16 protein-coding genes are annotated in these 20,831 nt (G+C 60.8%); 9 read left to right on the top strand and 7 right to left on the bottom strand.

Features of this window, described 5'->3' with window-relative positions; translation table 11 throughout:
* Positions 1-106 precede the first annotated feature (106 nt).
* A complete protein-coding gene (locus tag CCOY_RS10475) occupies positions 107-1,237 on the top strand; it encodes a glutamate--cysteine ligase (RefSeq protein ID WP_070482319.1) in 1,131 nt (376 codons plus the stop codon).
* Between the two features lie 18 nt (positions 1,238-1,255).
* Here CCOY_RS10475 and CCOY_RS10470 read toward each other — a convergent pair whose 3' ends face one another.
* The 7 genes from CCOY_RS10470 to CCOY_RS10440 all read right to left on the bottom strand — a co-directional run bounded on the left by CCOY_RS10470 (position 1,256) and on the right by CCOY_RS10440 (position 9,129).
* On the bottom strand, positions 1,256-1,663 hold the full coding sequence (locus CCOY_RS10470; RefSeq protein WP_070820611.1) for a monovalent cation/H(+) antiporter subunit G: 408 nt from the start codon (positions 1,661-1,663) through the stop codon (positions 1,256-1,258).
* On the bottom strand, positions 1,660-1,938 hold the full coding sequence (locus CCOY_RS10465; RefSeq protein WP_070422450.1) for a monovalent cation/H+ antiporter complex subunit F: 279 nt from the start codon (positions 1,936-1,938) through the stop codon (positions 1,660-1,662). The genes CCOY_RS10470 and CCOY_RS10465 overlap by 4 nt, the downstream gene beginning before the upstream one ends.
* Entirely contained in the window at positions 1,935-2,456 is a 522-nt protein-coding gene (locus CCOY_RS10460) for a Na+/H+ antiporter subunit E (RefSeq protein ID WP_244268639.1), read from the bottom strand. Before CCOY_RS10460 ends, CCOY_RS10465 begins: the two co-directional genes overlap by 4 nt.
* A complete protein-coding gene (locus tag CCOY_RS10455) occupies positions 2,456-4,156 on the bottom strand; it encodes a Na+/H+ antiporter subunit D (RefSeq protein WP_092100699.1) in 1,701 nt (566 codons plus the stop codon). Before CCOY_RS10455 ends, CCOY_RS10460 begins: the two co-directional genes overlap by 1 nt.
* Before the next feature lies 1 nt (position 4,157).
* Positions 4,158-4,619 carry a Na(+)/H(+) antiporter subunit C gene (locus tag CCOY_RS10450; protein ID WP_092100697.1) on the bottom strand — a complete coding sequence of 154 codons (462 nt, stop codon included), beginning with the start codon at positions 4,617-4,619 and terminating at the stop codon, positions 4,158-4,160.
* Positions 4,620-7,598: a Na+/H+ antiporter subunit A gene (locus tag CCOY_RS10445; protein ID WP_092100694.1), complete on the bottom strand. Its 2,979-nt coding sequence runs from the start codon at positions 7,596-7,598 to the stop codon at positions 4,620-4,622. It abuts the gene before it with no gap.
* Between the two features lie 160 nt (positions 7,599-7,758).
* Positions 7,759-9,129, bottom strand: coding sequence for a dipeptidase (locus CCOY_RS10440; RefSeq protein WP_070820609.1), 1,371 nt, complete (start codon positions 9,127-9,129; stop codon positions 7,759-7,761).
* 225 nt (positions 9,130-9,354) lie between these two features.
* Between CCOY_RS10440 and groL the strand changes: the two genes are divergently transcribed.
* The 8 genes from groL to CCOY_RS10400 all read left to right on the top strand — a co-directional run bounded on the left by groL (position 9,355) and on the right by CCOY_RS10400 (position 20,590).
* Entirely contained in the window at positions 9,355-10,992 is a 1,638-nt protein-coding gene (gene groL, locus CCOY_RS10435; RefSeq protein WP_070422454.1) for a chaperonin GroEL, read from the top strand.
* A 400-nt stretch (positions 10,993-11,392) separates the two neighbouring features.
* On the top strand, positions 11,393-11,560 hold the full coding sequence (locus tag CCOY_RS10430; RefSeq protein ID WP_167594468.1) for a hypothetical protein: 168 nt from the start codon (positions 11,393-11,395) through the stop codon (positions 11,558-11,560).
* A 29-nt stretch (positions 11,561-11,589) separates the two neighbouring features.
* On the top strand, positions 11,590-11,757 hold the full coding sequence (locus CCOY_RS10425) for a hypothetical protein (RefSeq protein WP_167594467.1): 168 nt from the start codon (positions 11,590-11,592) through the stop codon (positions 11,755-11,757).
* A 103-nt stretch (positions 11,758-11,860) separates the two neighbouring features.
* Entirely contained in the window at positions 11,861-12,760 is a 900-nt protein-coding gene (gene ppk2, locus CCOY_RS10420) for a polyphosphate kinase 2 (protein WP_070422455.1), read from the top strand.
* A gap of 466 nt (positions 12,761-13,226) precedes the next feature.
* Positions 13,227-14,939: a SpaH/EbpB family LPXTG-anchored major pilin gene (locus CCOY_RS10415; protein WP_092100692.1), complete on the top strand. Its 1,713-nt coding sequence runs from the start codon at positions 13,227-13,229 to the stop codon at positions 14,937-14,939.
* A gap of 194 nt (positions 14,940-15,133) precedes the next feature.
* A complete protein-coding gene (locus CCOY_RS10410) occupies positions 15,134-16,042 on the top strand; it encodes a class C sortase (protein WP_143028426.1) in 909 nt (302 codons plus the stop codon).
* Positions 16,042-16,941 (top strand): prealbumin-like fold domain-containing protein, encoded by a 900-nt coding sequence (locus CCOY_RS10405; RefSeq protein ID WP_092100690.1) that lies wholly within the window; start codon positions 16,042-16,044, stop codon positions 16,939-16,941. The genes CCOY_RS10410 and CCOY_RS10405 overlap by 1 nt, the downstream gene beginning before the upstream one ends.
* Before the next feature lie 34 nt (positions 16,942-16,975).
* Positions 16,976-20,590, top strand: coding sequence for an LPXTG cell wall anchor domain-containing protein (locus CCOY_RS10400; protein WP_092100688.1), 3,615 nt, complete (start codon positions 16,976-16,978; stop codon positions 20,588-20,590).
* Positions 20,591-20,831 lie beyond the last annotated feature (241 nt).

Raw genomic sequence — 20,831 nt, 5'->3', positions numbered from 1 at the left:
CGTCCTCACCATCTGTGTGGAAGGCGGAACCCCAACAGCACCGCCCCGCATATAAACCGCTTCGCCATGCCAGTCCCGGGAACTGAAGCGGTTAGGCTGGCTGACTATGGATCCGTTTCGCGATTTTGCCAGGTCGGCCGCCCCTACCCTCGGTGTCGAGTGGGAGATTTGTCTCGTCGACCCGGAAACGCGCGACCTTGTGCCGCGTGCGGCTGAGGTGATCGAGGAGGTGCAGAAGCGCAATCCGGACGTGCACCTGGAGCCGGAGTTTCTACAGAACACGATCGAGCTTGTCACGCCGATCTGCACGAATACCAGGGAGGCGGTCGACGCCCTCCAGCGCGACCTCAAAGCGATCAAGGAGGTCGCGGATGAGAAGAACCTCCGCCTGTGGGCGAGCGGCGGCCACCCGTTTTCGGATTTCCGCACGAATCCGTTGAGTCCGAAGAACACGTATCAGGAGATCGCGGATCGCACCCAGTATTGGGGTCAGCACATGTTGTTGTGGGGTATCCACTGCCACATTGGGATCAGTCATGAGGACAAGGTGTGGCCGATCATTAATGCGGTGATGACGAAGTACCCGCACCTGCTCGCGATAAGCGCCTCGAGCCCGGGTTGGGACGGCATCGATACGGGTTACGCTTCGAACCGCACGATGCTTTACCAGCAGCTTCCCACCGCGGGTATGCCGTATCAGTTCCAGGATTGGGATGAGTGGGTTGCGTTTATGCGCGATCAGCAGACTTCGGGCGTGATTAATCACACGGGTTCGATGCATTTCGATGTCCGTCCGGCCGCGAAGTGGGGCACGATCGAGGTTCGCATTTCGGATGCCACGTCTAACCTGCGCGAGCTCGCCGCGGTCGTGGCGCTCACGCACTGTCTCGTGGTCCACTACGACCGGATGCTCGATCGCGGCGAGTCCCTGCCCACCCTGCAGCAGTGGCACGTCGCGGAGAATAAGTGGCGCGGCGCTCGCTATGGCATGGACGCGCTCGTGATCACTAGCCGCGATACGGACGAGGACTGGATTAAGCACGAGCTGCAATTGCTTATCGACGAACTCACGCCCACGGCCCAAGACCTCAACTGCCTCGACGAGCTACGGCTGGTCGGCGAGATCGTCGAGCGTGGCGCCGGCTACCAGCGCCAGCGGGAGATTTACCAGCGCACGGGTGATTGGAAGGCGGTTGTGGACGCGACCTGCGACGAAATGTGGGAACTCACGCCGTAGCGCCGTAGCAGCCAGCCCTTAGCCCGCCGGCCGTTCGGTTTCGGTGGGCTTGTTGGGGTTGATGCGCTTGGGGTGGTAGCTGGCGGGGCGGTCGTTGCGGGTGAGTTGGCCGTCTTCGCCGTAGAGGCCTTCGCGTCGGGCGATGCGGCCGAGGCGTTGGCCGGTGACGGGGTTGGTCATCAGGGCGAACAGCACCAGCAGGATCATGATGCCGATGTCGCCTTTTTCGTGGACGCCGAAGTCTTCGGCGGTGGTGACTCGGATGATGGTGCCGATCATGAACAGCACGAGCCCGGTGGTTTGGGGTTTGGTGATGGCGTGGACGCGCGCGAGGGTGGAGTTGAAGCGTGCGGTGCCGACGGCGGCGGAGAAGACCATGAACGCGCCGGGCAGGATGAAGATCAGGGAGATGATGTCGGTGATCATAGGGAACCATCCCTCTTGCGGAAGCGGGCGACGGACAGGGAGGCGATGAAGCCGAGGAGTGCGATGACGATCATCACGTTGACCACGGTGGTGTCTAACGTCCAGCAGATGTAGAGGGCGAGGGCGCACTGGAGGGAGGCGGTGATGCCGTCGTTAGCTAGGACGCGGTCGAGGGAGTCGGGGCCGACGATGACTCGCCAGGCGAGGATGAAGAAGCCGGCGAAGATGAAGATGGCGGCTATGGCGAGGAAGACGTTGTAGATCGTTTCGTTCATTTGCTCCTGCTTTCGAAGATCCCGATCATTTGGCGTTCCAGGGTGGCTACGTTGGCAATTTCGCGTTCGATGTCGGCCGGGGTGGACGCGTCGAGGACGTGGATGGTCCATTCGCGGTTGGCCAGGTCGATGTCGGTGACGGTGCCGCCGGGCTGCAGGTTGTAGGCGCAGGTGGCCAGGTAGAACACCAATTCGTTGCTGACGCGCATGGGCACGCGCAGGATCGCGTTTTTGGGTTGGGGTTGGGGCCGCAGCGAGAGCCAGGCCACTTTGGCGGAGGCGACGATGAGGTCCCACAGCCAGATGCCGACGAAGGCGATCAGGCGTGGCCAGTGGATGCGGTTTCCGCTGCGGGGGACGCGCGGCAGCGGCAGGGCCAGCACGATGACGACGCCAAGTGCGAGGCCGGCGGCCACGTTACCCCAGGACACTTCGCCCATGAGCAGGACCCACATGAAGGTTAGCCACGCGACGGAGGCGGGGCGCATGCGGTTTTTTACACCTGTGAGCAGGCTCATCAGTTACGCACCTCCTGGTTGCGACGGTTCATCAGCGAGTCGTGCCCGCCGTGGGAGTCGGTGGGTTCGGTGAAGGTGTCGAGGTTGCGGGTGGCTTGGGTGGGGTCGTCGATAAGTACTGCGCTGCGGTAGATGGTGACGTCTTGGGCGGATTGGGCGGCGCGGTCGGTGATGTTGGAGATCGGGCCGGCCAGGAACGTGATCGACGTGGAGGCGAGCACCAGCAGTGCGGAGGAGAGGAACATACCGACGGGGATGCGGCCGACGTCGTCGCGTTCGCCGGCAGAGACGGTCTCGCCGCGCTCGGCAAGGTTGGCGGGGCGGGCGAGGACGACGTCGCCTTCGGGGGCGTCGGCGCGATCTCGCAGGAAGCCTTTGGACCAGACGTTCATCATGGCGTACAGGGTGAGCAGCGAGGTGACCACTGCGCCGCCGATGAGGGTCCAGGCGAGCCAGGAGCCGTCTTCGGCACCGGCTTGGATGAGCATGACTTTGCCCAGGAAGCCGGACAGGGGCGGGATGCCGCCGAGGTTGAGCGCCGGGACGAGGTACAGCACGCCAATCACGGGTGCGGTGTAGAGCAGGGAGCCCAGGCGTCGCAGTTGGGCGGAGCCTGCTTGCCTTTCCACGAGACCGACCACCAGGAACAGTGACGTCTGCACCAGAATGTGGTGTACGGCGTAGAAGATCGCACCCGACAGGCCCGCGACCGAGCCGAGGGCCACGCCGAAGATCATGTAGCCGATGTGGCTGACCAGGGTAAAGGACATGAGACGTTTGATGTCGTTTTGGGCGATCGCGCCCATGACACCCACGATCATGGTCAGCAGTGCGACCCACATGAGCATGGAGTCGAGGGAGCCGTCGGTAAACACGGTGGAGCGCATGCGGATGATGGCGTACACGCCGACTTTGGTCAGCAGGCCTGCGAACACGGCGGTGACGATGGAGGCGGCGGTGGGGTAGGAGTCCGGCAGCCAGGCGTCCAGGGGAAAGACGGCGGCTTTGATCCCGAAGGCGATGAGGATCGTCGCAAAGATTGCTGCCTTGGTGCCGTTGGGCACGTCTTCCATGCGGATGCCCGCCTGCGCCATGTTCACGGTGCCCACGGACGCGTACACGAGCGCCAGCGCGAACAGGAACACCATCGACGACGCCATGGACACCATCACGTAACCGATGCCAGCGCGCACGCGTTGCGGCGACGCACCCAGGGTGAGCAGCACGTATGAGGCGACGAGGAAGATCTCAAACCCGACGTACAGGTTGAACAGGTCGCCGGCCAAAAACGACAGGTTCACGCCCATGCTCAGCAGCATGTAGGAGGGGAGGAACACGGCGATTGGGTCGTCGTCGTCACCATCGCGCAGGCCTTGGGAGATGCCGTACCACATCACCGCGACCAGCACGATCGAGGAGACGAACAACATTATCGACGACAACCTGTCCGCCACCAACGTAATCCCGATCGGCGCCTCCCAGCCGCCCATTTGCACCGTTTGGATGCCGTGGGTGTCGGCGACGATGATCAGCACCGCCGACATAACCGTCAGCGTGGCCAGGGTCAGCAGGGCGATGAAGCGCTGCAGGTTCACGCCGCGGAACACCAGGATGAACGCCGCGGAGATGAGCGGCAGCAGAATCATCAGCACCGTCAGGTACGGCACTGCGGGCAGGGCCCAGTCGGCGAGGGCGAACATACTATTTCTCACGCTCCGCCCCCTTTACTGGCTCTTCGAACGATGCGGACGCAGCAGCCTTGCCGGCCGCTTCCTCTTCGTCGCGGTCGCCCGTCGGCGTGGAGGGGCGCACCGCAATGGCGCGGTCCTCCTCGTCGCGTTCGACCACGTCGTCGGTGCGGTAGCGGTACTGGCGGTATGCGAGCGCAAGCATGAATCCGACCATGGCCATCGAGATGACAATGGCGGTCAGGATCATCGCCTGCGCCAGCGGGTCGGCGGAGTCGGCGACGGCTTCGGAGTCGCGTCCGATGATCGGCGGGGAGCCCGCCCGGCCGCCGGATTGCAGCAACAGCAAGTTCGCGCCGTTGCCGATGAGCAGCACGCCCATGATCATGCGCGTCATTGCTTTGTCCAGCATGAGGTACACACCGCACGCGATGAGTACGCCCGAGCCGATGAGTAAGAACAGGTTCGCTTCCATTTACTTCTCCGAGCTCTTGCTAATCGACGACGACCCTGCCGACGACACCGCCGCCCGCTCATCAAACCGCTGCAGGCGATCACGCTTTTGCTGTTCGCGGCGCTTGCGGTTCTTCTCTTGCAGTTCGATGGCGCGGTCGCGGGCGCGCTGCTTACGGGACTCTTCTTCGAGGTCGATGTGGGCGCCCATGGAGGCCAGTACGTGCATGATGAGGCCGACGACGATGGCGTAGACGCCGGCGTCGAAAAGCAGGGCGGATGGGACGTCGAACTCGCCGATGAGCGGCAGACTGAACGTGGCGTACCCAGAGGTCAGTGGCGGGTTGCCGAAGAACATGGGCACGACCGCCGCGGTGGCGGACATCAGCAGGCCAGCGGCGAGCACCTTGCTTGGGTGCACCGGCAGGGTTGCTTCAATCTCCTTGCGGCCGCCCGCCAGGTAGCGCAGCGTGAGCGCGAGTGCGGCGACAAGGCCGCCTGCGAACCCGCCGCCTGGGGCGTTGTGGCCGGAGAAGAAGAAGTACGCCGACAGCAGCATCATCGATGGGAACAGGATGCGGGTGGCAACCTCCACCATCAGGGAGCGGTTCTGTGCGGTTTCGTCGTTCACGCCGGAGGCCAACCAGCGGGCCTTTGTGGTCTGCAGGGTCGGGCGGCGTGACTGGGTTTCAAACTTGCCGGTGCCGAAGATCAGGCTGGCCACACCCACTGCGGCGATGACCAGCACGGTGATCTCACCGAGCGTATCGGCGGCACGCAGGTCCACCAGCAGCACGTTGACGGTGTTGCGGCCGTGACCGATTTCGTACGCCAGCTCCGGCATGGTTGTGGAGATCGGCTCGGCCACGCGTGCGGACATCGCCGTCATGGCCACGACCACCACTGATACGCCGGTGCCGATGGAGAGCCAGGCGCGGAGACGGTTGTCGTCGTGACGCGGCTCGACCTCTGTGGGCATCTTGCGCAGCACCAGCATGAAGATAACCATCACAATGGTCTCCACCAGCGCCTGCGTCAGCGCCAAGTCCGGTGCGCCGTGCAGCGCGAAGATCATGGCCAGGCAGTAGCCGGTCATGCCGACCATGACCACGGCAGACAGGCGGTTGCGCTGCAGGGTGGCAAAGAACGCCATGCCCGCCATGATGATCACGATCAGGCCTTGCCAGACGTTTTCCCACACGATCATGCGGATGTTGTTCGACGCCCCCAGGATCAGCGCAGCCAACGGCACAACCATCAGCGTGGCAAAGATGACACCCAGGTTGATCGCCAACGAACCACGCTGGGTGGACGCGGTCAGGCGCATCGACCAGTGGTGCAGCTTGCTCAGGATGGTGTCGTAGACGGCGTTGGCGTTACCCAGCGCGGGCTGTTCAAACTGGGCCTTTGCCACCAGGTCGCGCTGCCAGAACATGATCGCGCCCGCAGTGATGATTACCGCAGACAGGATCAGCGGCACGTTGATGCCGTGCCACAGCGCGAGCGTTTCGCCTTCCACGTCGGGGAAGCGCGCGTCGAGGTGGTTGTTGATCGGGTCCGACAGCAGCGCCGGCACCAGGCCAAACACGATCGTGCCGGCGGTCAGGATGGCGGGGGAGAGCCACAGTGTGGGGCCCACCCGGTGCATGTCGCGCACGGCTTCGGAAGGCTTGCGGTCGTGCTCTGGTTTCGTCGCAAAGGCACCGTGCAGGAAGTAGAGCGAGTACGCCATGGTCAGGATGGAACCAGCGACCATCACTACCAGCGTGATCCTGCCCGGCATACCGGTGAGCAACTCCTCGTGCAGGATCATCTCCAGCGCGGCTTCCTTGGCCACAAACCCGAACAGCGGCGGGATGCCAGCCATCGACGCAGCCGACACAATGGCCAACCCCGCCAACAACGGCTGCTTCTTGCCCAGCCCCGACAGTTCGTGGATGTCGCGCGTGCCGGTGGCGTGGTCGATCGTGCCCACAATCATGAACAGCGCGGCCTTAAACAGCGAGTGCGCGAACGTGATCGCAAGCCCCGCCATCGCGGCCTCACGCGAACCCACGCCGATCACCGTGATGATGAAGCCCAGCTGGCTCACCGTGCCGTACGCCAGCACCAGCTTCAGGTCGCGCTGCTTCAGCGCCATCCAGCCACCCAGCAGCATGGTGAACCCACCCGTAGACAGCACCAGCAGGTGCCACGTGGTCACCGCCGACATGTCGGGCGCAAGCCTAGCGACGAGATAGATACCCGCCTTGACCATCGCCGCCGAGTGCAGATACGCCGACACCGGCGTCGGCGCCGCCATCGCGCCGGGCAACCAGAAGTGCCACGGGGCCTGGGCGGACTTGGTCAGCGCACCCAACATGATCAGCACGATTGCCGCGGAGATCGCCGGGGTGCCCTCGATGTCGGCGATCTGGGACACCTCGGACAGACGCCAGATGCCGGCGTTGAAGCCTAGGAGGTTGATGCCCACCAGCATGGCCAGGCCACCCATCGTGGTGACCATCAGCGCCTGCATGGCTGCGCGTCTGGAGGTCGCCCGCTCCCCGTAATACGACACCAGCATGTACGACAGGATCGAGGTCAACTCCCAGAACACGTACATGAGCAGGAAGTTGTCCGAGATGACCAAGCCGTACATGGCCATGGCGAAGGCGCTGAGCTCAAACCCGAACTTGGCTAACCTGCGCGGGTTCGAGTCGAAGTAGCCCCAGCAGTAGAACAACACAAGCGCCCCGACACCCAGGATGATCAGGCTAAAGAGCGCTGCGAGGGCATCGAGGCGAAACTCTAAGTTGAGGTTGGTCGATGGCATCCACGTGAACGTGGAAACGATCTCCCCGCCGTCGCGGAACACCCCGTCGGCGAAGAGTTTGACCACCCACAGGAAGCCGCCGAGCGGCACCAACGCCAGTAGGGCGAACGCCGAGCGGCCGATGCTGCGCAGCAGCACCGGGGCGATGGCGCTGGCAGCCGTGAGCGCAAGAAGTAACGTGAGCACGTTTCTGGCAGCCCTCCTTTGAGGTCGGTCGTACCGTTGGCGCGCCTAACCTCAGGGGCTTTCCAGTTCACACAGAAATAACTTGCTCATCGCGGCAACAAGATACAACGCGTCAACACCAGTGGCGCGGCCGTCTTTTTGCCACTGTAGCGAATTTTTCTTACTTCCCGTATTGCTGCAGGAACATCGCCTCGGCGATGGCCACATGTTCGATCTCGGTCGGGTCGACGGACTCGTCAACACCGTGAATGCCACACAGCGGCTCCTCCACGCCGTACAGTGCGATCTCCGCGTTGGGGAACTGCTCCTGCAGGGTGATGGTCAGTGGGATCGAGCCGCCGGTGCCTACGACAGCCAGCTCGTCTGCGCCGTATGCGTCCTTCAGGCACTGCCCAAGCTTTGCGACGGCCTCCGCTTCCACATCCGTAGAAAACGGCTGATTCACGCCACTGACCTGTACGTCCACCTTGGCGCCCCACGGGGTGTGGGCCTTGATGTGCTCCACCATCTTCTCCGCCACCTTGGCGGAATCCTGGCCAGCCGGGACGCGCAGGTTGAACTGTGCTTCCGCGCGCGGGTTCACCGCGTTCATCGCCTCTGCAACCGGGGTGGAGGTAAAGCCGATCATGGTCACGGCCGGGCGCGCCCACACCAGGTCAGCCGGGTTATCGTCTGCGGTGCCCAGCAGCTCTACGCCGTCCAGGACGGTCGCGTCGCCGCGGAAGGTTTCCGGATCGTACGGGTCGCCGTCCCACTTCGCGGTGGTGTCCACGCCGTCGATGGTGGTGCGGCCGTGCTCGTCGAAAAGCGATGTTGCAATGACCATCAGTGCGTGCGCCGCATCCGGAGCCGCGCCGCCGAAACCGCCGGAGTGGATCGCGCCCTTGAGCGTTTCCACCGTCACGTTGATCTGGGCGCCGCCGCGCAGGGAAGTGGTCAGCGTCGGCACACCGACAGCGACGTTGCCGGAGTCTGCGATCAGGATCGCGTCCGCCTCAAACACCTCAGGCTTGTCGACGATCAACTTACCCAGACCGTCATCCCCACCGAGCTCCTCGGAGCCCTCGACGACAACCTTCAGCCCCAGGTCCGTGCCGCCGTTTTCCTCGACGAGGCGCAGTGCCTCCAGGTGCATGGCCAGGTTGCCCTTGCAGTCCGCGGCGCCGCGCCCGTACCAGCGGCCGTCACGCTCGGTGAGTTCGAACGGGTTGTTCGTCCAAGCCTCTGGATCGTTCGCCGGGACGACGTCGTAGTGCGAGTACAGCAGCACCGTCGGCATGCCGTTCTTCGCGGGCTTCGTAGCGACGATCGTGTCCGCGTCGTCCACCGTCGGGTAGCGGGTGACTTCAAAGCCGAGGTCCTTGAGCGCCTCGACCGTCCACACACACGCTGCCTCGTGCTCGTCCTTCAGGGCCGGGGTGGAGTGCGGGGAGTTAAAGGACACCAACTTGGACAGATCCGCGAAGATCCGGTCGCGCTGTGGTGCGTAGGTTGCTGTGCTGTTGCTTGTGCTGTTCTGTGCGTCAGTCATGGCACTACGCTAGCAGCAACCGAGCCAGCCCCTGCGTCTCTTGCACTCAACCCCCGAGAGTGCTAAAAATGTGGCTGGCACTCATCTCAACCGAGTGCCAAATAAACGAAGAAGAGCGGGTGAGGCTGAGACCACTCGTCAGCCGTGCCGTCGCGGGCGCCTGCTTGCACCGACGAACTGAGTGATCGTCCACGTACGCCTATATATAAGGAGTGACACACTCACATGGCAAAGATGATTGCATTTGATGAGGAAGCACGTCGCGGCCTCGAGACCGGTCTGAACACCCTGGCTGATGCTGTGAAGGTCACGTTGGGCCCGAAGGGCCGCAACGTGGTGTTGGAGAAGTCTTGGGGCGCTCCGATGATTACCAACGACGGCGTGAGCATCGCTCGCGAGATTGACCTCGAGGATCCGTACGAGAAGATCGGTGCGGAACTGGTCAAGGAAGTCGCCAAGAAGACCGACGACGTCGCCGGTGACGGCACCACCACCGCTACCGTTCTCGCCCAGGCGCTCGTGCGCGAGGGCCTGCGCAACGTTGCGGCTGGTTCCAACCCGATGGGCATCAAGCGTGGCATCCAGGCTGCCACCGACAAGGTGTCCAAGTACCTGCTGGATCAGGCGAAGGAAGTTGAGACCCAGGAGGAGATCGCTTCCACCGCTGGTATTTCGGCTTCCGACCCGGAGATCGGCAAGAAGATTGCTGAGGCGATGTACGCCGTCGGCAACGGTGCGGTGAACAAGGAGTCCGTGATCACGGTCGAGGAGTCCAACACGTTTGGTGTGGACCTCGAGGTTACGGAAGGTATGCGCTTTGACAAGGGCTTCATCTCCGCTTACTTCGCCACCGACATGGAGCGCGGCGAGGCCGTGCTCGAGGACCCGTACATCCTGCTGGTGTCCGGCAAGATCTCCAACGTCAAGGAGCTTGTGCCGGTGCTGGAGCAGGTTATGCAGTCCGGCAAGCCGCTGCTGATCATCGCTGAGGACGTTGAGGGCGAAGCCCTGTCCACCCTGGTTGTGAACAAGATCCGCGGCACCTTCAAGTCTGTGGCTGTGAAGGCTCCGGGCTTCGGCGATCGTCGCAAGGCAATGCTGCAGGATCTGGCGATCCTGACCGGCGGCCAGGTCATCTCCGAAGAGGTTGGCCTGTCCCTGGAGACTGCTGGCGTTGAGCTGCTGGGTCAGGCCCGCAAGGTTGTGGTGACCAAGGATGAGACCACGATCGTGCAGGGTGCTGGTCAGCAGGAGCAGATCGACGGCCGCGTGAAGCAGATCCGCGCTGAGATCGAGAACTCCGACTCCGATTACGACCGCGAGAAGCTGCAGGAGCGTCTGGCCAAGCTGGCCGGCGGTGTTGCGGTGATCAAGGTTGGCGCTGCTACTGAGGTGGAGCTCAAGGAGCAGAAGCTGCGCATTGAGGATGCTGTGCGTAACGCTAAGGCTGCTGTGGAGGAGGGCATCGTCGCTGGTGGCGGCGTGGCTCTGCTGCAGGCTGCCAACGAGCTCGAGGGCGACCTCGGCCTTGAGGGCGACGAGGCTACGGGCGTGAAGATCGTCCGCGAGGCCCTGTCCGCTCCGCTGAAGCAGATCGCGCTGAACGCTGGCCTGGAGCCGGGCGTGGTGGCTGACAAGGTTGCCAACCTCCCGGATGGCGAGGGTCTGAACGCTGCGACCGGCGAGTACGTCGACATGCTGGCTAACGGTATTGCGGATCCGGCGAAGGTGACCCGTTCTGCGCTGCAGAACGCTGCGTCCATCGCTGCGCTGTTCTTGACCACTGAGGCGGTTGTGGCTGATAAGCCGGAGCCGGCTGGTGCGAACCCGGGCATGGACCCGGAGGCTATGGGCATGATGTAACGCCCGCTTGTTGAGAGACGCGTCCTTCGGGGCGCGTTTTTCTTTTGCGCATTTGCTTGTCGACGACCCCCTGAATAGGTGTAGTTCCCCACATCCACTTCCGGTTTGTGGCGTTTCCGTCGCGATTTTCGGTGCTGAATGGTCTATACAGTCGTCATCGAATTCATATGACGTTTACTTCTTTTATTGAATTTGGGCAGGTAGGAGATAGAGCTGAAATATGGTTACGTTTTGGTAAACGTGAGGTGTTGAAAAATATCTGTCAGCATTGAAAACAATTCTGCAGTTTCCCTTGACGTAATCGTTACCTATGGCAAAATAACTCCCTGACGCCCGATGGGTGTCAGTACCTGTCAGTAAAGCCAGACACAGACTGGCACCTAACTTTTAGGAGCATGTAATGCCTGTAGATCTCAAGGTCATCCAGAAGGCGCTCAAGGACTTCAAGACGTTCGCAACCGCGATCGAGAAGATCTTCACCAAGACCCCGGAGTCTCTGCTGACGTTCGCTGAGAAGGCGACCGGCGAGAAGGTCAACCCGAAGAAGCCGGCTGCAGACGCTAAGTAAGCACACCTCTTAACTAGGAGAAAAACATCATGGAAGCACTGTACAACTGGGTTGCACTTTCCTCCGGCACCGGTCTCGGCGTTGAGAACGGCACCGCTACCGAGGTCACCCGTATCCCGGGCGCTCTCGTTGAGCTGCTTGGCAACTTCGGCGTCCTCGCAGGCGCTCTCGCCGACCTCGTTGGTCTGGTTGCATAAGACCGACTTCTGAGGTGCCTCGTCGCTACGTGCGACGGGGCATTTTTCTGTAAGTGGGGGGCTTTCCCAGCGCAGCGAGGCAAAGCGGAATAGAATGAGTGGTATGGCTGACCACAAGGATGACGAACTGCCGATGATCGACCTCGCCCAGACCGAAGGCTGGGTTGTGGACGACACCGATGAAGACGATCCGGTGCTGCTGATGCCGGACGGCACTGCGATTCAGACGTGGCGCGAGAATTACCCGTACGATGAGCGTCTCTCCCGCGATGAGTATGAGCATGAGAAGCGCGCGCTCCAGATTGAGCTGCTGAAGTGGCAGAACTGGACGAAGGATACTGGTCAGCGCCACATCATTATTTTCGAGGGCCGCGACGCCGCCGGTAAGGGTGGCACCATCAAGCGCTTTAACGAGCACCTCAACCCCCGTGGTGCTCGTACCGTTGCGTTGGAGAAGCCGTCGCCACGCGAGAGCACGTCGTGGTACTTCCAGCGCTACATCGAGCACTTCCCGGCTGCGGGCGAGATCGTGTTCTTCGACCGTTCCTGGTACAACCGCTCCGGCGTTGAGCGTGTGATGGGTTTCTGCACCGAGTCGCAGCACGCCGAGTTCCTGCGTGAGGTGCCGATGCTGGAGAACATGATCCTCGGCTCCGGCATTTCGCTGACCAAGTTCTGGTTCTCCGTGACCCAGAAGGAGCAGCGCACCCGCTTTGCTATCCGCCAGGTGGACCCGGTGCGTCAGTGGAAGCTGTCGCCGATGGACTTGGCGTCGCTGGATAAGTGGGAGGACTACACCCGTGCGAAGGAGGAGCAGTTCCGCTACACGGATACTGATGAGTCCCCCTGGATCACCATCAAGTCCAACGACAAGAAGCGTGCCCGCCTCAACGCGATGCGCTACATTCTGTCCAAGTTTGAGTACACGAACAAGGACCACGACGTGGTTGGCGAGCCCGACCCGTTGATCGTTAAGCGCGGCCGCGACCAGATCGGCGACTAAAGCCCCTGCTTAGCGACGACCCTCTGCCCCGGGATTCCGGCGCAGAGGGTCTTTTTCATGCGTTTGTATAGCGGGGTAAACGTGCTGGTGGGGAGTGTTTGACGCGGTTAGCGCGGTTGCTAAGAAATCCCTTGAAAAACTCACGCAAAAAGTGTGCCGAACATCTCCGCCCCCCTTATATGTGACGTCGAACACCCGTTTTTCGGTGTCATTTGTCTGTAAGGCCAGCTCGCTTTTCGCAGCTAACGCAAAGGTTTGGAAACTTGCCTGAAACCATCCTTAACGAGGGGAAACGGCCCATATTTGCGCTTTACTTAAGTTGTGCAACCAGATAAATTTTACGGTGGCGCCCAGGCTGGGCCCAGAAGAATCGCACGGCAGGCACACCGTGTCACCGTGTTGAAGTACTTCTCTCGCTGACCGAAAAGGGCCCAGCGACAAACATTTCTCCGAAAGGACCACCACTATGGCAATTGCCATGAAGAAGACCGCTGCGATCGCAATCGCCGCAGGCCTGACCTTCGCCGGTTCCGCCGGCATCGCCGCGCAGGACGCGCTGGCTCAGGATGGCGTTGAACAGAACTCCGCTATTGGTCAGGGTGCAGACCCGTCGACCATCGATCCGAAAGCTGCACGCTCGCTTACGATCCACAAGATTCTGAACGTTTCGAAGACCGGTGCACCGACCGGTAATGAGATTACGGAAGGCACTCCGGACGCTGAGAAGTACACCGGCGGCGAGAAAGTGGCCGACGTGAAGTTCAAGGTTGAGGAGCTCGACTTTGATATCACGACGAACAAGGGCTTCTTCGCGGCTGTCGAGGCTGCGAAGAAGCCTGCGTCAGCACCGCTGAAGCAGGGTGGCCTTTCGACGGATGTTACGACGGGTGCAAATGGCTCTGTCCAGGTGCCAAACGTTAAGGTCGCCGCATACCGCGTGACTGAGCTGGATTCCCCGAAGGCAAACGTCAACGGTGAGCCTCGTCTGAACCTGCACAAGTCGGACCCGTTTGTGGTCTTCGTCCCGATGACGAACCCGAAGAACACCGCAGAGTGGAACTACAACGTTCACGCTTACCCGAAGAACACCAACACCGTGGTGACAAAGAAGCTTGAAGACGAGAACGTTAACGTCGGCGACACCGTCAAGTACCAGATCAAGGGCAACATCCCTGGTGCTACCTCTGACAAGGATGTTCAGCTCAACAGCTTCCACGTGGTGGACTACTACAACAAGAACGAGCTGACTAACCTGCGTCTGAGCGAGACCAACCCGGTCCAGATTGAGAAGGCTGACGGCTCCCTCGAGACAGTTGATACGAAGTACTACACCCTTACCGATCAGGAAGATTGGACCTTCGGCGATGACCGCGACGCGCACTACAACGCTCGCCGGACCGTCCAGTTCAACGAAGAGGGCTTGAAGTGGCTCGACGCTAACTACCGTGGTGCGAAGGTTGTCACCAACTGGGAGGCGGAGTTTAGCCCGATCGGTGACAACGGCGACGGCGAGATTCGAAACACTGCCGATGTGCCGTCCCAGACGGGTGACTCGAAGTCGACGCGCAAGCCTGGCGACGTCCCGCCGCCACCGGGAGATACTCCTGAGGTCGTCACCTTCCTGGCGAAGCTGCAGCTCCTGAAGTACGGCGACGGCAAGAAGGATCAACCGCTGGAGGGTGCCGAGTTCGAGCTCTACACCCGCGATCTTAAGACCGGTAAGTGCAACCCGATCAAGGATGAAAACAAGATCAAGATTGGTGATGTTGCCAAGTGGACCACCAACGAGAAGGGCCAGCTCACCATCGATGGTCTCCACATCACCGATAAGGTCGATCAGCAGATTGTGAACGGCCAGCCGGCAGACGGCGGCCAGATCCGCGATGGCTACAACCCTGCGGACGTCCAGAACGGCTACTGCTTGCTTGAGACCAAGGCTCCTGAGGGCTACGAGCGTATCCCGCAGGCATTCCCGATCGAATTCAAGCTGGCTGACCGTGTGACCAACGAGCAGAAGGTCGCTTCGCCGCTCATCCACGCTGAGGTCAACAACAAGCCGTCTACGAAGAAGTTCCTCCCGGCCACCGGTGGCATGGGCGTGCTCGTGATGGTCTTGGCTGGTCTTGCGATCATCGGCGGCGGTGTCTACGCGGCACGTCGTAACTCCCAGTCCGCATAAGCACGCATAAGCGCAATCGCATAAGCGGACTCCAGGGCTAGTGCTCATCAACGAGCGCTAGCCCGGGGGGCGCCCCGAGACCCGGAACCGAAACCGGGGCGCACGCCCGCCAGCAGGAGGGCGTTAAATTCCTGCTCCAGTTTTGAAGGAAAGGGTTGTCGTCGATAAGCGATGGCCCCAGAGAGGACAACAACGTGACCACAGCAGTGAAGGCGAAGCACCGGAAGCATCCGGCGCAGAAGTCGTTCTTCCAGCGTGTCGCGCTGCCTGTCCTCATCATCCTCGTTGGCCTGACGGTGCTGATGTACCCGGTGATCTCCACCCAGTGGAACAACCGTGTGCAGGAGCAGGTGGCGAAGATGTACGAAGACCAACTCGAGGCGGCACCGCCAGAGCAGGTCAACCGCGCGTACGAGGCGGCGGTCGCGTACAACCGCGCGCATACCGACGGTCCGATTCTGGACCCGTGGCTTGCGCGCATCAGTGAAGACAACGCTGAGTACAAGGCGTATGAGGCGCAGTTGGCGGGGGTGTCGGCGATGTCGCAAATTGCGATCCCGTCTATCGACGTCCGCCTGCCCGTCTTCCACGGCACCAGCGAAAACACCCTGCAAAAGGGGCTCGGCCACCTGTACGGCTCCGCACTGCCGACCGGTGGCGAGGGCCTGCACTCCGTGATCACCGGCCACACGGGGCTCACGACTGCAACGCTTTTCGACGACCTCGCCGACGTCGAAGTCGGCGACGCCATCTACGTCTCCACGTTCGGTGAGCGCATGAAGTACAAGGTCTACGACATCGAGGTCGTGCTCCCGGACGAGACCGACAGCTTGCGCGCCGAGCCCGGCCGTGACCTGCTCACGCTGATCACGTGCACCCCGTACGGCATCAACACGCACCGCCTGCTGGTCCACGCCGAGCGCGTGCCGATGGATCCGGACGAAGCGCAGATTCTCGACGAATCCACGTCCACCTTCCAGTGGTGGATGTGGGCCCTCGGCGGCGTCTCCCTGCTGGTGCTGCTGGCCCTGATCTGGTGGATCATCCGCGAAAAGAAGAAGAGCGACCGCAAGGACGCTATGAACAAGGAGGTTCAGTCCTAATGCGAGCTTCGAAGATTGTCGCGATTCTTGGCGCGGCGTCCATCCTGGCCACCGGCGCACTCATGCCGCTTGCTGATGCCCGCGTGGTCTCCGGCAACGACAAAAACATCCCCGCCAACAGCGTGGACGCCACCAAGCCGATCTTCCTGGTGGTGAAGAAGAACGAGCCGAACCCTAACGACGACATCCCCGCCGGCGCGAAACCACCAGCCATCGAAGGCTCCATCTTCGTGCTTTCCCGCGTGAAGGGCATCGACGTGACCACGGAGGAAGGCCGCGAGGGCGCCAAGAACCTCACGATGGAGGATGTTCGGAAGCGTGGACTGGAGGACGCCGATAGGGCGACCACTGATGCGAAGGGCCGCGTGCAGTTTAGCTACCTGAAGCCGGGCCTGTACCTGCTCGAGGAGCAGGCGCCTGACGACGACCACGAGTACCACCTCTCCAGCCCGCAGCTGATCATCTTGCCGCTTGGCGACGTGTCGGGTGAGCACTTCACCTACGACAACATCATCGTGACCAAGTGGGACACCGACCCGGGTCTGTCCCCGTCGCCGTCGCCGACGCCAACCCCGACGCCGGGGTCGTCGACACCCGCGACATCGACAACGCCGACCACGCCAGGGAGCACCACGCGGACAACGACACCTTCGGGCAGCACCGTGACCACGGTGACCACTCCGGTCAAGACCACATTGACCACCACCCGACCCGATGGCTCCACCACTGTGGTGACCACGCGAACCAGCTCCGTGACCACAGTGACCAAACCAGCAGATAACACCCGCGGCGGCGACCTGGCCTCCACAGGCGCGAACGTGCTGTGGGCCGCGGGGCTCGGCGGACTGCTCATCCTCATCGGGTTCGTGCTGGCCCGGCGAAGCAAAAACGAATCGTAAACACGGTAGATAAGCGGATTTAGGAACAAGGATTATGCGAAACATTATGAAGCCTGCAGCCACTGCGAGCTCGCGCACCCGTCGCTCCGTTCGTGGAGTCGCTGCCGTGGTCGCCTCGTTGGCGCTCGCCGCCGGCCTCGGCTCCTACCCAGTCGACGCGCAGGAACCGGTTGCTTCTACAACTACGAGCACCGCGGCTGGTACTACGGTGCCAGAGACGAAGGAGTCGACGACTGCTTCGACTGCATCCTCGGCATCTTCATCTACGACGAAACCGGTTGTGGTTGAGCCGAATTCAGTGACGGTCGAGCGTTCCGGAAACATCGACCACATCACCATTCGCGACACCGACGACAACCCATGGGACTCCGGGCGTAAGGCCTCCGACGAGTACATCTGGGGTGTGAAGCGCACCGGCGAGGGCGACATCACCCGCATCGTGAGCGTCACCGCTGACGGCAAGGAGCTGGACTCCCAGTACTTCGGCTATGTTAACGGCGAGGGTTTCGACGTCATCGGTATCGACGAAGACGCGTTCTGGTCCATCCCGCCGATGAAGCTGGAGATCGAGGTCGAGACCACCAAAGCTGGCAACTACACGATCGCTGAGCCGGAGGAAGTCCCGACCGCGCGCGAACTTTCGGAAACTGGTTACGGCCGCACCGACCAGGCTGCCGCCACGGTGAGGCCGGAGGGCGTTGGGATGGCACGTGCTGCGGCTGAGACCGTCTGGTCCGAGGAAGTGCAGCTCAACTCCGAGATTGTTGGCACGGAAAAGCAGCGCTTTAACAACATTGGCACGGACCCTTACTTCGAAGTTCGTCCAACCGGTCAGTTGGAGAATCAAGTCGGTCCGGACATCAGAATCACGCGCATTGTGGTTCGCAACACCGAGGAAAACAGTCGTAAGGCTGACGATGAGGCAGTCGTCCTCAAAAACGATGGTGTCGACGGGGAGCACTATTTCAAAAGCCCCACGCAAGTAAGGGACAGCCGGAATCGAATTAAAGGCTTCGAGGCAGTTTTCTTCAATCCGGAAACTGGAGACTCGCCGGTCCCCGAGGAGTGGATCATCCATTCGGGTCAAGACAGTCTGAAAATCGGTGTTGATGGGGTTGACGGATGGGACCGCAACCTCGATACACTCCGGAGTCGCTACGTAGTTGAGGTCTACGGTTCCTTCAGGATTCCGACGGAACCCACTCCGCCGGAGACATCCCCGACGGAGACCTCCCCGACGGAGGATGAGACTCCGTCTATCGACGATGAGACGAAGCGATTCGTTATGGAAGGACAGGGTGGAATTCGTTTGAGCCCAGCGAAAACCACCGGCGAGAACCCTTACGAATCCACCACGACCGTCGATGGGAAATCGACGTTCTCTAAGGCAGTTGTCCGTATCAGTGCACCGAACAGTATTTTCGCGATCGAGGGCTACACTTTCAATTTGGATAAGACTGAGCCAGGGACGTCTTTTGAACGTGTAGTGAAGAGTATTTCGGGGGACTACGTCGAGTACGAGGTCTACCCAGTACAGAATGGGAAACGGGTCGATTCCGTCGAGGTGCCGAGTGGTGCAAAGTTCACCATGACCTCCAAGTTCAGCGACGACCCGCAGAGCGTCGATGTCGTGGCGACGATTCACGGTACGTCCCTTACCGAGAAACCAGTCCCTGACCTCCCACCTACCAACCCTGACGGATCGGATTGGATGAACGACCAAATTCCGAACCCGGAAATGGTGAAGAAATGCGGTTTGAAGATCGCAATCGTGGCTGACCTCTCGCTCTCATTGCAGAATGCGGTTGGCAACGTCGACGGTTTCGAGGGAAGTCGTGACGCGGCTACGGCAATGGTCAATGCGTTGAAGGATGCGCCAGGAACCCAAGTTGGTATCTATAACTTTGCGACCAAGGCCGGTACTAAAGGAACCACAGGGAAAAAACCAGTAGATGTAGCAGTTAACGGGGAAGTAAACCCCAAAATCACCAGCGCAATCAACGAGTGGAAGAAGGAAAACGCCGGTAATGCGACAAACTGGGAGGCTGGTTTGAAGCAGGTGCAGGGGTCTGGTTACGACATCGTGTACTTCATCACAGACGGTATGCCGACATACGATAACGATGGTTGGCAAAACTATGACCGGGACCCCAACAAGGCTTTGCTTCCTAACGCTGGTGCATTCGTGCAGGCTACTTCTTTGAACCGGGCGATCCTTGCAGCTAATGAATTGAAGCGGGAGGGCACGAGGATCGTGCCGGTCATGGTGGATCTCACGCTCGGGAACAACAACACCGTTACGCAGGATTATATCCTCAAAGACTTGCTAAGCACCCGGGCTTATGAAAAGGGCGGAAGAAACGGCGATTACCTCATTGATCTCGAGGGGGAGTATGCCGCCTACGAGGGATGGGAGAGTGCCGCCTATGCGAAAGGCAACGGTACAAATTCGTGGGATCTAATTGTTAACGCTGAAACCGCTATCAACACGAAAAAAGGCAGCGATGGGCTGATGGACATTGTTAACACGAAAAGGAAGAAGGTTACCGACCAAGAGCATCTCTGGACGTACGGCACCCGCACCGTAAAGGAAATGGGTGAGGATATCTCCGGAACGGGTAGCACGGTTCACATCAACGAGTATTCTCAGCTTGCCGGTCAGCTTGAAAAAATCGCGAACGAGATTAATCAACTTTGCAAGGGGCGGATTATCGTCCAAAAGCAGATCGTCGACGCCAACGGCAAGGTGCTCACCGACGGTGCGAAGGACTGGGAGTTTTCGGTGATGGCGAACAGTTCGATTATCGATGCGGGCAATAATGACTTGGTCTATGCGGATTCCAAGAAAACCGCCAAAGAGGAAGGTGCGGACAAACCGCAGGCTTCCTGGAACCTGGTCACCGACAAGCCGGCTACGGCAACGATTACTGAGTACCAGCAAGATGGCTACAAGCTATATCAGCGTGGTGAGAAGAACGATAAGAAGAATGCTGTGTGTACGCAGTATCTCAACGGTGAGGAGTCCTCTCTGGAAGTTCAGAACGCGGGCGCGACGGGCTTCAGAGTTCCGGTGAACACCAGTGGTGACGACGTTGCAACGGTTTTCTGCGTCGTCGCGAACACTAAGACTGACCAGCCGAAGTTCGGTCTCCAGGTGAAGAAAGTTGATCTGGACAACCGCAGCAACACACTATCGGATGCGAAGTTCGAAGTCCGCGAGGTTGCCGCAGCCGAAGGCAAGGACCCCCAGACGTGGAACCTCGAACCAGGTACCGAACGCGGCACGTACACCCTTGACGCGGTGCTTGAGCCAGGCAAGGAGTACGACCTGGTCGAGGTGAAGGCACCGACACAAGATGATGGCGTTGTGTACTCGTTGCTCACTGCACCAGTCCGGTTCCGCGGGACCGTTCAGGACCAAGGAGTCGCGGTTGAGTACGAATCGGACGGCAAATGGGTCTCCGATATTTCGACCCAGGGTGTGTGGAGCGTCGTCTCCGACAAGCAGACGGCGTATCTAGAAGTCGCCAACGTCCGCCAGGGCGACCTGCCGAAGACCGGTGGAGCTGGTCTCCAGCTGCCGATCCTGCTTGGTGGTGCACTGATCGCTGCGGGTGCGCTTGTGGGGCGTCGTAGGGTAGCGGCGTAACCGGCACGGATCTCGCAGATAGTCGAAAACGGGCGTTGCCCTGAACATCGAAGTTCAGGGCAACGCCCGTTTTCGTTTTAGTGCAACGTCCATGGCGTTGGTAGTGGTGCCCGAAGGTCGAAACGATCCCGATGCTCTTCGCCAATGAAAGTCCGTTCGCAACAGCTTGCTTTTAAGTAGGAGTTTTGGCAAAAGAAAACCCGCCTCCGAAGAGGACGGGGGAGTTATGCGGACGATCTTA

It is taken from the genome of Corynebacterium coyleae (genome assembly GCF_030408635.1).
Taxonomy (GTDB): Bacteria; Actinomycetota; Actinomycetes; order Mycobacteriales; family Mycobacteriaceae; genus Corynebacterium; species Corynebacterium coyleae.
Note: the sequence above shows the minus strand (reverse complement) of the source record. Positions and strands in the feature narration are given on the sequence as shown.

Bases quoted from the DNA above. Each gene is read 5' to 3' on its own strand.
- CCOY_RS10475 (WP_070482319.1), top strand. From the start codon at position 107: ATGGATCCGTTTCGCGATTTTGCCAGGTCGGCCGCCCCTACCCTCGGT.
- CCOY_RS10470 (WP_070820611.1), bottom strand. From the start codon at position 1,663: ATGATCACCGACATCATCTCCCTGATCTTCATCCTGCCCGGCGCGTTC.
- CCOY_RS10465 (WP_070422450.1), bottom strand. From the start codon at position 1,938: ATGAACGAAACGATCTACAACGTCTTCCTCGCCATAGCCGCCATCTTC.
- CCOY_RS10460 (WP_244268639.1), bottom strand. From the start codon at position 2,456: ATGAGCCTGCTCACAGGTGTAAAAAACCGCATGCGCCCCGCCTCCGTC.
- CCOY_RS10455 (WP_092100699.1), bottom strand. From the start codon at position 4,156: ATGTTCGCCCTCGCCGACTGGGCCCTGCCCGCAGTGCCGTACCTGACG.
- CCOY_RS10450 (WP_092100697.1), bottom strand. From the start codon at position 4,619: ATGGAAGCGAACCTGTTCTTACTCATCGGCTCGGGCGTACTCATCGCG.
- CCOY_RS10440 (WP_070820609.1), bottom strand. From the start codon at position 9,129: ATGACTGACGCACAGAACAGCACAAGCAACAGCACAGCAACCTACGCA.
- groL (WP_070422454.1), top strand. From the start codon at position 9,355: ATGGCAAAGATGATTGCATTTGATGAGGAAGCACGTCGCGGCCTCGAG.
- CCOY_RS10430 (WP_167594468.1), top strand. From the start codon at position 11,393: ATGCCTGTAGATCTCAAGGTCATCCAGAAGGCGCTCAAGGACTTCAAG.
- CCOY_RS10425 (WP_167594467.1), top strand. From the start codon at position 11,590: ATGGAAGCACTGTACAACTGGGTTGCACTTTCCTCCGGCACCGGTCTC.
- ppk2 (WP_070422455.1), top strand. From the start codon at position 11,861: ATGGCTGACCACAAGGATGACGAACTGCCGATGATCGACCTCGCCCAG.
- CCOY_RS10415 (WP_092100692.1), top strand. From the start codon at position 13,227: ATGGCAATTGCCATGAAGAAGACCGCTGCGATCGCAATCGCCGCAGGC.
- CCOY_RS10405 (WP_092100690.1), top strand. From the start codon at position 16,042: ATGCGAGCTTCGAAGATTGTCGCGATTCTTGGCGCGGCGTCCATCCTG.
- CCOY_RS10400 (WP_092100688.1), top strand. From the start codon at position 16,976: ATGCGAAACATTATGAAGCCTGCAGCCACTGCGAGCTCGCGCACCCGT.